Raw genomic sequence first — 12,904 nt, 5'->3', positions numbered from 1 at the left:
GGGCGTTTATTTCCAACTATCCAGTCAACTGCACAGCGCTGCCATGTACTGACAACCGCTTTACCACAACAGAACAATTCATTTCATTTTCAATAAACAACGCGCTATTCATCAGGAAACGGTAGTTATTGATCATGTTCGAGAGACTATAGATACAGGTGGAAATTGCCTTCTGGAGTTGAAACCACTATCAGCGCAGCTGATGCTTTTTCTCATATGAGAATTATCAATGGTATGGGCATCAGTCTGTGCCTGTCACGATTACTCATCTTCGCATCCAAATTCGTCCAACACCCCAACAAGCATAAGATATCCTATATGCATATTGGGTGGGTAGTCGTTGTCTTTCTCTGGATCATCCAGTTCTGGTGGGAGTATTTATTCCAAAGCGGGACAAAGAGCTACAATGTATACACATATGTACTCGACCTTCTCTATGTCTTTGGTCTTTTCTTCGTATGCGTTACTCTGACACCGGATGACATTAAAGAATATGGCAATTACGAAAGCTATTTTCTATCAAGAAAGATATGGCTTTTCTCGCTCTTTATCTTCCTCAACCTCGTCCAGTTCCTGAATGGCACGGGTCCGCAATTCTCAGTTGACAACAAAGAGTCCTATCTGGGCGAATTTATCCTGTTTGCAGTTGAAACTGCGGCCATACTCTTTGCCATGCGCCTCAAGCGCAAGGGATTTCAGTATTTCTTCATCGCGCTGCTGATCGCTGGTGTGTTTGCGGATTTTACGCTTCAGTTCGATTAGAGCGCGTTTCGATCTGATTGGATCAGATCGGCGCTCTCAATATTTGTTTTAACGCGCATCTTTGTCCGAAAACCGTTTCACACTTTTCGGGATGCGCTCTAATACTTAAAAACAAAAAGCCGCCGTGAACACGTCACGGCGGCTTTTTAATAATCGTACAATCGGTGATTAAGCCGAGAGCGCCTTGAACTTTGCGAGGATCGCATCGCCCATTTCGACGGTACCAATCTTGGTCTTGCCTTCCGACCAGATGTCGGCAGTACGCAGACCATCATCGAGAACACCGGCGATTGCTGCTTCCAGACGATCAGCTTCATCGATCAGATTGAACGAATAGCGCAGGCACATGGCAAGCGAGGCAATCATTGCAATCGGATTGGCACTGCCCTGACCTGCAATGTCAGGTGCGGAACCATGTACCGGCTCATAGAGCGCCTTGCGCTTGCCGGTCTTGGCGTCAGCAGCGCCAAGCGAAGCCGATGGCAACATGCCCAGCGAACCGGTCAGCATTGCTGCAACGTCAGAAAGCATATCGCCGAACAGATTGTCGGTGACAATCACGTCAAACTGCTTTGGCCAGCGGACGAGCTGCATACCACCAGCATCGGCCAGCATGTGCTCAAGTTCAACATCGGAATGTTTCTCCTTGTGGCGAGCCGTAACGACCTGATTCCACAAGACGCCAGACTTCATCACATTGCGCTTTTCCATCGACGTGACTTTGTTGCGGCGCGTGCGCGCAAGCTCAAAAGCCACATCGGCAATGCGTTCGATTTCGTAGGTATCATAAACCTGCGTATCGATACCGCGCTTCTGGCCATTGCCCAGATCAATGATTTCCTTCGGCTCGCCGAAATAAACACCGCCGGTCAGTTCGCGCAGGATCAGAATGTCCAGACCTTCAATCACTTCCGGCTTCAGCGACGATGAATGGGCAAGCGCTGGATAGCAGATTGCCGGGCGCAGATTGGCATAGAGTGCCAGATCCTTGCGCAGACGCAGGAGGCCTGCTTCCGGGCGCACTTCATAAGGCACGCTGTCCCACTTCGGACCACCAACGGCACCGAAGAGCACAGCATCCGCAGCAAGCGCCTTTTCCATATCGGCATCAGAAATAGCCTGTCCATGCGCATCATATGCCGATCCGCCAACCAGGCCTTCATCGGTTTCAAAACCGAGATTAAGACCCGAGTTGAGGAAAGCGATAATTTTGCGGACCTCAGCCATTGCTTCAGGACCGATGCCATCACCGGGCAGGAGAAGGAGTTTTCTGGATGCCATAATGCCAAGCCTCTGTTTTTTCTCGCACAATAACGGCAGGGAAATCAGATTCCGCAATCGTGCTTTCAAGTTCCGCGAGGGTTATAGAGCCCCCTCGCGTGGCAAGCAACAAGCAGCAACGTGAAATTTATGAAAAAGAACAGAGGATATGTAGAAATTATATAACAGAAATTACAGGTCTCGATCAAAGACCACGCGCGATCTATTCAAGAGTGCGCGCTTCCGACGGCAGCATGATCGGAATGCCGCCGCGAACCGGATAGGCAAGCCTGGCTTTCTCGGAGATCAGTTCGCTGTTTTCTGCATCATATTTCAGCGACCCCTTGGTCAGAGGGCACACGAGCAATTCAAGCAGTTTGACATCGATGTTGCCGGTATTTTCATTCTCAGTCATTGGTTTTTTCCTAAAGCATGTCGCGCTTAAATGAATTCATCGAGCGTTCGTGAACATGCGGCAATTAAAAGAATCTAGAGCGAGCGTCATGGGTGCGATTAAGCGCGACACGCTCTCGTCGATCACTGCAGACGCGAGCCGTAATCATCCTTAACCTTCGCAAGGACCATTTCCGTAATAGCGATTAGTGTCGCTGCGCGTGTCTTCAAATCAGGCGCTTCCAGCAATGCCTGCTTTTCGGCAGGTCCGAAAGGCGACATCATCGACAAGGCATTGACCAATGTATCGTTGCCCGCACGCGAGATACTGTTCCAATCGGCTTCAAGATTATGCACTTCAAGATAATCCTTAAACGCATGGAGCAGCGCATCACGATCGATCTCACCCAGATCAGGCGCAGTTTCCAGATCCGTCAAAAATGGTGCAATCCGGCACTGCCGATAAGGCTTGCGGCAGTTGATTTCATCCAGCACCCGGAACCGGCATATGCCCTGAAGCGTGATGAGAACACGCCCATCGCCGGTTTCCGCATATGTGGTTATACGCCCAAGACAACCAACCTGGCTCAACTGCGGTCGCGCAGTCTCGTCAAATCTGTTGCTATCGTCTTCGTCTTCATCCTTGTCATCGGGACCTTCCACAATGCGCGGCTGGATCATCGCGATAATCCGCTTTCCGGCCAGCGCATCTTCCACCATTTCCAGATAGCGCGGCTCGAAAATATTCAGCGGCAGCTGTCCACCGGGCAAAAGCAGCGCGCCTCTCAATGGGAAGATCGACACCAGCTCCGGTATATCAGCGCCCGTCCGGTAACGGGCATTGCCCACTTGCATTACACTCTCCCTTAGAACGCATCCCCTTCAATCTTGTCGAGAGACGCGTCAAAATTAAGCTGCGCAGCGTCCCCTTCAGGAAAATAGGAGCGACGAAAGTTTGCGGCGTGCGCCCAGGGTTGCCGGGTCCATATTGCCCCACGCCTCGAAGAACTGCAAAAGTTGTTTGCGCGCTCCATCGTCCTCCCAGCTACGATCCGCTTTCATGATCGCCAGCAATTCATCAGCCGCATCTTCACGACGTCCCTGCGCATTGCGCACCTGCGCAAGATCAAACCGTGCCTGATAATCCTTTGGATCGGCCTGCACGCGGCGTTCCAGTTCAATCGGATCACCGATGAGTTTCACCTGATCTGCAAGCGCAAGACGTGCTTCAAGTGCGCGCACAGGCGCTGCATCCTGCTTGTCTTCGGGCAGGCTCGCCAGAATCTCACGCGCCTTATCGGCATCGCCCGATTCAAGCAGGCATGTTGCAAGACCAACGGCGGCATCCACATTGTCAGGTGCAACTTGCAGGATCGACGAGAATATCTGCGAAGCCTGCACAAAATCGCCAGCCTCAACAAGTTCCGTGGCGGCATTCACCGCTTCGGTAATCGCTGCTTCCTGATCGCTTGGGCCGCCAATCTTAGCGATGAATTCCTTGACTTTGGATTCCGGCAAAGCACCCATAAAGCCATCTGCCGGTTGACCATTGACGAAAGCAATAACCGCCGGAATTGACTGAATGCCGAGCTGGCCCGCGATTGACGGATGATCGTCAATATTCATCTTCACCAGCTTGACCGTGCCGCCCGCTTCACGCACGGCATTCTCGATAATTGGCGTCAACTGCTTGCAGGGGCCACACCATGGTGCCCAAAAATCAACGAGCACAGGCTGATTGCGCGATTCCGCCAGAACATCCGCCTGAAAGCCCGCAGTCGTGGTGTCCTTGATAAGATCGCCACCACCAACGGCTGGTGTTGTGGTGCCAAACGACACGTTTCCTGTCATTTGTCCGCTTGCACTCGAATAAGGATTGTTCTGGCTCGTCATCTGATATTCCTTATGTCTTCCAGCTTGCATATAGGACAGCACCAGGCTGGTTTCGATATTTCAGTTCGTATTTGCAGCGGCCAATTTCAAGATGCTTTCGCAATCGAGACGTCAATGTGCAGTCTACACCGATGATGCTGCCTTAGCATCCTCTGAAACAGCCAATATGCGCGGCTCGTGCCCCGTCGCAGTCAGAAACCGCATCAGATCATCGCGTTTGATTGATGTCGTCGCTTCATTGGTCAAAGGGTGGCCATTGATGACGTCGTTTTCCATGAGACCAGCGTCGAGTATGACCTGAACATTATGGTCGGTATCATTCACCGCACCAAACACCGTCACGCCACCCGGCACGACACCGAGATATTCCATCAGCTTTTCAGGCTTGCCGAATGAAACGCGGCTGCTGGCACCAATGATCTGATGGATCGACTTGAGATCGACAACAGCTTCCTCGTCTACCGTCACCAGAAAGAAATTGTCCTTCTTGTCTTTCAGAAACAGGTTCTTGGTGTGCCCACCGGCGATTTCCCCGCGCAGGTGCTGTGAATCGGCAACCGTGAATAATGGTGGATGCTCCACCGTTGTAACCTCGATATCGAGATTTTTCAGATAGTCGTGAAGTTCATGCGATGTCAAAGGCATGCTTAACCCTATTCCCCAAGGTGCCAGACTGTTTCACTCTGTTTATTCGTGATTTTATATACTCTTAATGCGCCGAGCTAAACACGCAATATCGCAGACTTTCTCAAAGGCTGGTTGAGGGAGTCCCGTTTGCACAGGTGAATCACTCAACACGAGTATCTGCTGCGCCCCAGAGTGGATGACAGCCAACAGGAAGCGCAAAAGTTGCACTCCATTTACCCATCAACACCTGATCAACAGCTCCTTAAACAAAAATAAATACAATAATTTCATATAATTAGATTGGATCCGGCAGTTTCTTCGCAAGAAACAGCGTTTTCCGCTAATTTCCCTGTTGCAATCTCAAAGTCGTTAGTCCATATAGCGCCTGCCTGACGGAAATGACTGGCGCGAGCGGGTGTAGCTCAGGGGTAGAGCACAACCTTGCCAAGGTTGGGGTCGAGGGTTCGAATCCCTTCGCCCGCTCCAGTTTTCCGATCAGAACTCTCCAAAAAACATACGCATGGACATGAGCGAGCAGATAGATCTGCGTTCGAGATGCATTCATCTCTATTGATTCCGGCTCGATCAGCCGGTCCGACGTTGAGATATATTCTCAGGAAATCCGGCGATTGCGCGCGAGCACCCAGAGAAGATACACACCGCCCAACAAACCTGTTGTCAGGCCGATTGGCATCTTCACATTGAGCGGGAAGTGCTGACTGACAAGATCCGCTCCCACGAGCAGAACTGCCCCCATTAAAGCACTGGCGAGCAGAGGCACGCCCGATGTGCGGGTTAGCCGTCGCACAAGCTGCGGCGCTGCAAGTGCGATAAAGGCAATGGGTCCGGCGGCAGCTGTCGCGACCGATGTCAGCCCGACCGCAGCCAGAACCATGACCAGACGCGTGGTTTCAACCGGGACGCCGAGCTGGCTTGCTGCATCATCACCCATTTCGAGCAGATTAATGCGCTGCGCGTGATAGATCGCAATCGGTACGACGATGACAAAGCCGAGAATAGCTGGAATCGCATGTGACCATGTCCTCGTGTTGAGCGACCCAGCCAGCCAGAGCTGTGCAGAAGCCGCCTGATCCAGATCACCCACGACCAACAGGACCGTATTGACGCCCGAGAGGACGGCTCCGATTCCGATACCCACCAGAATAAGCCTGTAGCCGCCGGTGGTGCGGCCTTTCATCGACAGCAGAAACACAATAAGCGCCGTTCCTATACCCGACAGCACTGCTGCGAAGGCCGTCTCAAACGGGCCTGCATTGAATAGAATTATCTGGACGATTGCGCCCGTCGCAGCCCCTGTCGTGAAACCGATAATATCCGGCGATCCGAGTGCATTGCGTGATATCGACTGAAAGATCGATCCGGCCATTCCCAGCGAAGCACCTACAAAGAGCGCGGTTACGAGACGCGGAAGACGCACGCGCATGATGATGCGGTCGGTTGTCGGGCTGGCACCATCACCCAAAAGGCTTTTGATGATCTCACTTGGTGTGAAAGACATTGTGCCTGTGCCGATATGCAGAATGCCTAGTATCAAAGCGGTAAGCAGCAACAGGCTACAGATAATAAGCGCTCTCATTCGCCACTGAATGGAGAAGCCGCCAATGCGTAAAACGGATTTTTTCGTGTCGCTCATAGCTTGGACAACCGAAATCTGCGGACGACGAAAATGAAGAACGGGCCACCGATAAGCATTGAAACGATGCCAGCTGCCACTTCCGAAGGAGCTGCAATCACCCGTCCGATAATATCCGCACCGAGCAGCAGAATGGCAGCAAACAATGCCGAATAGGGCAAAATCCAACGATAATTCGGCCCAACGATTGCACGTGCGAGATGCGGCGCGACAAGACCAACAAAGCCTATCGGCCCTGCGCCTGCAGTGGCAGCACCTGCCAAAAGCATCACAGTCAGGCAGGACAGCAGCCATGTTGTATATACATTGACGCCGAGTGCAGCTCCCAACTCCTTGCCCAGAGCGATGGCGTTCAGTTTACCAGCTATGGAAAAGGCAATGATCAGTCCAAGCACGACGGAAACGGCCAGGACTGTAATCACATCATAATCTCTGCCCTCGACCGAACCGGCAGACCAGTGGCGAAACTGGTCGAAAACGGCCAATGGCGCATTGATAATGATGATCCCGGTGACTGATGCGAGCACCACGGACACGCCTGCGCCTGCAAGAACAAGCCTTACCGGATTGGTTCCGGCTCCGTTGCTTCGTCCCAGAATGAAGACGGCAACGCCTGCAAGTCCGGCCCCGAGAAATGCAAACCAGACATATTGCGTCATCGATGTCAGATTGAAGGCAACAATTCCAAGAATGACGGCGACCGCCGCACCTGCATTGATGCCAAGCAGTCCCGGCTCTGCCAACGGATTGCGTGTGACCGCCTGCATCACGGCACCCGCGACACCCAAAGCAAGGCCCGCGAGGATCGCAACGATTGTGCGAGGGATACGCAATTCGCGAATAATCAGATGCCGATCATTCCGGAGATCAGGCAACCACAAAGCCTGCAAAGTATCGCCAAGAGGTATAGACCGGGAGCCAAGCGCAAGGCTGGCCAGAACCGCGATGCCAAGCACAAGCAGACCGGCACCAAGACCCCACATTCGCCGCTGGCGTAACGAGACGCGCAAAGCCCGGCTTCTATCAGAAAGTGATGTCAGATCAGGCGTCATTTACGAAAGTGCGCGGCAACAATATCAATCAGCTGAATCCCAGAATAATAGTCTATCCGAAATGAAGTAGCACCCAATGGATAAACCTGTTTGTCCTTGACGGCAGGTAGGTTGGCCAGAACCGGATCATTCAAAAAAGCCGTTACGTCAGCATCGACGCCGCGAAGCAGAAACACCGTGTTTCCGGTGATCGCCGCGGACAGGTTCTCATGTGAAATGAAATCAAAATCGGAACTGCGCGTCACCTGCCTCGCCAGTGCTTCAGGCAACCCATCGACCTTGAAACCAAGCGCTTCAAGCAATTGCCCCTGAGCACTTGTTTCTTTGCCAATCGAATAGCTGTTGCCAATATTATACCCGACAATGCTGACGGGCGCTTCGGAACGCGCGATGGTGGCTGCAGCTTTGGCAGCATAATCGTTAAAGCGCGCCACTGCTGCAACGACCTCATCTTCAAGGCCGGTCGCTTTTCCAAATTCGGCTGCAATATCCTGCCAGCTCTGATTGGAATAATTGACGACCATCGTTGGAATGCCCTGCGCTTTCAGCTCAGGATAATGCTGAAGAACACTGTCGGCGCCCGTCGCAGATGCCACGACGAGATCAGGCTCCAGCGCAATGATTGCTTCAATATCGAAATCAAGGTTGGAATAGAGCACCTCAACACCACGCTCATCCGCGACCTTGGCCCATTGTGAAAAGAAGCCCTTGTCGTCGGTCAGCATGCTAGGCGTAGTCGCTGTGCTCGCGATAACCGGCGCGTTGATTGCAAGCAGAATTCCCGTGAGGCTTGGAGCGGTCGAAACAATCCGCACAGGCTTTGACTTTAGCGTCAGCTCGCCAGAATAGTGCTCGATCGTGCGGGGCCATTGATCATCCTGTGCCAGCGCGGCTTTAAATGACAGCGCAAAAGCCGCGAGCACAGTCAGGAATGAAACGATGATTTTCCAGGATTTCATGACCGATCCTTACCGGAGATCGTTTTTCTGCGGTTCTGGCAAAGTGAAAACACTCTGCTAAAATATGATTATTCCACTCCATATTGCAGAACGCATTCTGCAATGCAATACAGATCACATCCAACACACCAATGATTTCTACTGACTTGCCACTGGAACCATAGCAATGATGCATCGCCTTCACGCTGATACCGTGACGCTGAAATATGATGAGAGAACAGTCGCGACTGATTTGTCCGTGTCTATTCCTGATGCATCCTTTACTGTCATTGTAGGGCCGAATGCGTGTGGAAAATCGACACTACTCCGGGCTTTATCACGACTGTTGAAACCAACGTCCGGGAAGATCATTCTGGACGGCGGCGACATTGCGAGCCTGCCCGCGAAGGAAACCGCGCGCCGGCTCGGCCTGCTGCCGCAAAGTTCGATTGCACCTGAAGGGATCACGGTTGCCGATCTCGTAGCGCGTGGCCGTTACCCGCATCAATCCTTCCTGCGGCAATGGTCCGAAGCGGACGAAGTGGCTGTGGCACGAGCCATGGAAGCAACCAAGATCATTGAACTCGCGGAACGGCCTGTGGATGAGCTCTCCGGTGGTCAGCGCCAGCGCGTCTGGATCGCTTTGGTGCTGGCGCAAGACACGCCGATATTGCTTCTCGATGAACCGACGACCTATCTCGATATCGCGCATCAGATCGAGTTGCTCGATCTTCTGGCACAACTTAACAAGCAGGGACGAACCGTCGTGGCGGTCTTGCATGAACTCAATCATGCCTGCCGCTATGCTTCCCATCTGATCGCAATGCGCGAAGGCGCTTTGATTGCGCAGGGCAAGCCTGCCGATATCGTTACAGAAAAACTGGTCGAAGATGTGTTTGGCCTGACCTCCATCATCATCCCAGACCCTGTTTCCGGTACGCCGCTCATTGTTCCTAAAAGCAGCGCTGCTTAGCTCTCAGGCATTTCCAGCTGCGTGTCGACAATCAGGCCGCCCGTAGATTGATTGACAATGCAGGCTTCATGAAAAAGTGCTCTGCGTTCTTCATCGGTACGAAGCTGGCCGAGATCGGCGACGGTCGTCATCACGCAAACAATTTCGCCCTGTGCATCTAATACAGGTGACGCCTGCCCGGTCACATTCGATAAAAGATGGCTGGTCATCTCTGACCAGCGGTCACTGCGCACCTTATCGAGAACAGCTTTAGTGGGTGGCGTGCCACGAAAACTGGCAGGCTGAACCTTGCGAACCGCATCAATGCTGCTCTTGGGCAGGAACGACTGAAAGACCAGACCGCAGGCCGTGTTATCGACCGGCAAAGTATCACCGAGCGCCAGCGGGTTTACCGAAAAATAGGCGCTGCGATACCAGCGCACCAAAGTTGGGCCACGATCCGTCCAGATCGCCACGCCGCCGCTCATGGCATGACGCTGTGCCAAGGCTTTCATATGCTGTGCGGCGATTTCCACCGCATCGACCCGCTTCAACGCTCCAATGCCAATGCTGAGTGCCGTTGGTCCGAGATCGTAAAATCCGCTAACGGGATCTTGCTTTGCAAGGCCTTCCTTCACAAGACTTTGCATATAGCGATGCGCCGTTGATCCGCCTGTGCCTGCCCGCTTTGCAACCTCTCCCAAGGCGAGCTCATTTTCGGCATTGGCCAGAATTTTGAGAAACCGTGCTGCAATCGATACCGACTGGATCGTACCGGAGCGTTTATCTCCTGCAGTCTCAGCCTCATCAGCCGGAAATCCATCGTGTTCTTTCAAATGCTCCGCCTCCCATCAGAACGATTCCAGATCATCAGAACCATTCGATCATTGTTGTTCTGCTTTGAGCGATGTTTAGCCTCAAGCTCACACAAAGTCATGCCCGGCCTGAAAGCTATTTCCATGATTGCGTTTCAAAACTCTGTGCTTCGCGAGGGGCGACAGGTCAATGCGTTGCTAATGTGCAACATCAACAATCAGCTTGCGCTCATACTGTATTGCGGTATGCATTCCTTATTGCGGAATTGGTATCATGGGGATAACAGAACATGACTTACACACTCATGTTTGGGGCGACCTATGAATATCCGTTCTACCCGTGGCTTTTTCTATAGTGTCAGCGCGTTGACGCTTGTGGCACTTGCTGGTTCGCCTGCCCTTGCGCAGGATGCCCAGACGTCAGGCGAATCCAAAACATTGGTGCTCGATACGCTGGTCATTACCGGCGAAAAAGTCGCGCGTGATATCAAGAACACCGCCTCATCGGTCACCGTGATTACCGCCAAGGAAATCGCTAACGAAAAAACCGGGGATTCTTCCGTAGCGGAAGTGGTGCGCGGAACCCCCAATGTCGTTTACACCGATACCGTCGGCGCGCCCGTTATTCGCGGTCAGGACAGCCAGGGACCGAACAATGGTGCAACGGCCTTCTTTTCCGGCACTGTCCCCCGCGCGACGATCAATCTCGACGGCCACTATCTGAACTACAATGAGTTCATTTTCGGCTCAGCACCAATCTGGGATGTTGACAGCATCGAAGTCTTCCGTGGCCCACAAACCACATCGCAGGGCGCAAATGCTATTGCTGGCGCGATCGTCGTCAACACCAAAGACCCGACATTCGAGCAGGAAGGCGCTTATCAGGTCGAGATTGGCAATTACAATGCCAAGCGCACCTCGATCATGCTGAACAGTCCGCTTTATAAAGACGAAGTCGCTGGCCGTCTCGCGATTGATTATTCGGGTCGCGATACTTTCATCGACTATATCAATCCGGGCTTCTATTCTTCGGGCACCGATCACGACTTCCAGTCACTGAACATACGCTCGAAGCTTCTGTGGCAACCTGCGGAGATCCCCGGCCTTGAAGCAAAGCTCACTTACTCTTTCAACAAGAGCAATCGCCCGACATATGAGGCCGCAACACCACTGTACTATGAGCTGGACTATAACGGACAGAGTATGCCGACATGGGATCAGCGTACCAATACCGGAATTCTGGATGTCAGCTATGATCTCGATAATGGATTTAAGCTCTTCAACCAGACGCAGTTTTCCGACTCCAGTGTCGAACGCTCGACGGGTATTGTAAACGGTGGCGATGCCAATATCGACCAGACCAATGTTTCAAATGAAGCTCGCGTTACCTATGGCGATCAGGAAGACGTTATCAGCGGCGTAGCAGGCATCTATTACGCACACACCAAAACGGACGAAGCGCTTTATCTGCTGAATGCGAGCAATAAAACCACCAATAATTATCTCTCCACATTCGATGACAAGAAGACAAATCTCGGCCTGTTCGGTGAGTTAAGCTGGCGCATGAATGATCAATGGACCCTTACCGGTGGCATGCGCTACCAGCAGGATAACATTCAGCGTGATGGTGTTTCTGTCTATTCCTATGAGCCCGTCAACTTCGACGAAACCTTCTCGGCTTTCCTGCCTAAAGTGTCGCTGGCCTATGCTATCACACCCGATCTGACAGTCGGTGGTCTTGTTAGTCGCGGATACAATCCGGGCGGCGTGTCGCTTTATATGAACACAACGAACCCCGCATCCAGCAAGTGGAACAAGTTCGATGAAGAAACTCTGTGGAACTATGAGCTGTTCACGCGGGCTGAAGTGCTGGATAACAAGCTCGTTCTGAACGCCAACATATTCTACATGGACATGAAAAATGCCCAGTATAACATTCCCGTTGTCCTGCCGAATAATATCGTCCAGTCTTACACCATCAACGCCGAAAAAGCTCATGCCTACGGCCTTGAAATTGGTGCAGACTATCAAGTGCTCGACAATCTGACGCTCAAGTCGAGTGCGGGCATTCTGCGCACCAAGATCGATGAAATCTCCAGCAATGCTTCGTATGAAGACAATGAGTTCGCAAAATCTCCCGGCTATATGCTGAACTTCGGTGCGAGCTGGGATGTAACTGAAAAATTCAACGTCTCGGGCAATGTTCGCCATACGGACGGTTATTATTCAGATGTTGCAAACACGAAGGCATACTGGGTTGGTGCTTATACGATTGCCGATGCCCGCATGAGCTATGATTTCACTGAGAAATTCCAGCTTTATGGCTTTGTAAAAAACATCTTCAACGAGCGCGCGCCAACGTCTCTGCAAGCAACGCGCGGCATCAGCGGTGCAACGACGCAAGCCAGCATGACCTTGCCACGCACATTTGGTGTCGGCATCAAGGGCAGCTTCTGATCGGTTGCTTTCTACGCACGACCCGGAAACCATTTCTCATTTTTTGGAACGTGCTCAAAATCGAACAAAACAACCGCGGGCTTTCGGCTCGCGGTTTTTGG

12 protein-coding genes and 1 tRNA gene are annotated in these 12,904 nt (G+C 52.3%); 4 read left to right on the top strand and 9 right to left on the bottom strand.

Annotation, left to right across the window (positions count from 1 at the left end; translation table 11 throughout):
* Nucleotides 1–318: 318 nt before the first annotated feature.
* Nucleotides 319–762 (top strand): hypothetical protein, encoded by a 444-nt coding sequence (locus ACSME1_RS14370; RefSeq protein ID WP_146111760.1) that lies wholly within the window; start codon nucleotides 319–321, stop codon nucleotides 760–762.
* A 168-nt stretch (nucleotides 763–930) separates the two neighbouring features.
* Here ACSME1_RS14370 and leuB read toward each other — a convergent pair whose 3' ends face one another.
* The 5 genes from leuB to ACSME1_RS14345 form a co-directional block, all read right to left on the bottom strand.
* On the bottom strand, nucleotides 931–2,043 hold the full coding sequence (gene leuB, locus ACSME1_RS14365; RefSeq protein ID WP_024897614.1) for a 3-isopropylmalate dehydrogenase: 1,113 nt from the start codon (nucleotides 2,041–2,043) through the stop codon (nucleotides 931–933).
* A 202-nt stretch (nucleotides 2,044–2,245) separates the two neighbouring features.
* A complete protein-coding gene (locus tag ACSME1_RS14360; protein ID WP_024897613.1) occupies nucleotides 2,246–2,437 on the bottom strand; it encodes a Trm112 family protein in 192 nt (63 codons plus the stop codon).
* 122 nt (nucleotides 2,438–2,559) lie between these two features.
* Nucleotides 2,560–3,270 carry an LON peptidase substrate-binding domain-containing protein gene (locus ACSME1_RS14355; RefSeq protein ID WP_024897612.1) on the bottom strand — a complete coding sequence of 237 codons (711 nt, stop codon included), beginning with the start codon at nucleotides 3,268–3,270 and terminating at the stop codon, nucleotides 2,560–2,562.
* Nucleotides 3,271–3,345: 75 nt separating this feature from the next.
* The gene (gene trxA, locus ACSME1_RS14350) at nucleotides 3,346–4,308 is read right to left on the bottom strand and encodes a thioredoxin (protein WP_024897611.1); all 963 of its coding nucleotides are present in this window, start codon (nucleotides 4,306–4,308) and stop codon (nucleotides 3,346–3,348) included.
* A 123-nt stretch (nucleotides 4,309–4,431) separates the two neighbouring features.
* A complete protein-coding gene (locus tag ACSME1_RS14345; protein WP_024897610.1) occupies nucleotides 4,432–4,953 on the bottom strand; it encodes a prolyl-tRNA synthetase associated domain-containing protein in 522 nt (173 codons plus the stop codon).
* Nucleotides 4,954–5,346: 393 nt separating this feature from the next.
* Here ACSME1_RS14345 and ACSME1_RS14340 point away from each other — a divergent pair.
* Nucleotides 5,347–5,421 (top strand) — tRNA-Gly (locus tag ACSME1_RS14340).
* 127 nt (nucleotides 5,422–5,548) lie between these two features.
* Here ACSME1_RS14340 and ACSME1_RS14335 read toward each other — a convergent pair.
* The 3 genes from ACSME1_RS14335 to fepB all read right to left on the bottom strand — a co-directional run bounded on the left by ACSME1_RS14335 (nucleotide 5,549) and on the right by fepB (nucleotide 8,600).
* Nucleotides 5,549–6,589 (bottom strand): FecCD family ABC transporter permease, encoded by a 1,041-nt coding sequence (locus ACSME1_RS14335; protein WP_024897609.1) that lies wholly within the window; start codon nucleotides 6,587–6,589, stop codon nucleotides 5,549–5,551.
* On the bottom strand, nucleotides 6,586–7,572 hold the full coding sequence (locus ACSME1_RS14330) for a FecCD family ABC transporter permease (protein ID WP_024897608.1): 987 nt from the start codon (nucleotides 7,570–7,572) through the stop codon (nucleotides 6,586–6,588). Before ACSME1_RS14330 ends, ACSME1_RS14335 begins: the two co-directional genes overlap by 4 nt.
* Before the next feature lie 65 nt (nucleotides 7,573–7,637).
* A complete protein-coding gene (gene fepB / locus ACSME1_RS14325; protein WP_024897607.1) occupies nucleotides 7,638–8,600 on the bottom strand; it encodes a Fe2+-enterobactin ABC transporter substrate-binding protein in 963 nt (320 codons plus the stop codon).
* Nucleotides 8,601–8,766: 166 nt separating this feature from the next.
* Here fepB and ACSME1_RS14320 point away from each other — a divergent pair, with 166 nt between their 5' ends.
* The gene (locus tag ACSME1_RS14320) at nucleotides 8,767–9,552 is read left to right on the top strand and encodes an ABC transporter ATP-binding protein (protein ID WP_024897606.1); all 786 of its coding nucleotides are present in this window, start codon (nucleotides 8,767–8,769) and stop codon (nucleotides 9,550–9,552) included.
* On the opposite strand, the gene ACSME1_RS14315 is transcribed toward ACSME1_RS14320, so the two are convergent.
* Nucleotides 9,549–10,367, bottom strand: coding sequence for an IclR family transcriptional regulator (locus ACSME1_RS14315; RefSeq protein WP_036567279.1), 819 nt, complete (start codon nucleotides 10,365–10,367; stop codon nucleotides 9,549–9,551). The genes ACSME1_RS14320 and ACSME1_RS14315 overlap by 4 nt on opposite strands.
* Nucleotides 10,368–10,667: 300 nt before the next feature.
* Between ACSME1_RS14315 and ACSME1_RS14310 the strand changes: the two genes are divergently transcribed.
* Complete coding sequence (locus tag ACSME1_RS14310; protein WP_024897603.1) at nucleotides 10,668–12,803, top strand: TonB-dependent receptor; 2,136 nt, start codon at nucleotides 10,668–10,670, stop codon at nucleotides 12,801–12,803.
* Nucleotides 12,804–12,904: the final 101 nt, after the last annotated feature.

This window comes from Brucella pituitosa (assembly GCF_965577835.1).
In the GTDB taxonomy this organism is placed as follows: Bacteria; Pseudomonadota; Alphaproteobacteria; order Rhizobiales; family Rhizobiaceae; genus Brucella; species Brucella pituitosa.
The sequence above is the reverse complement of the archived record's forward strand: the minus strand, read 5'-3'. Positions and strand labels throughout refer to the sequence as shown.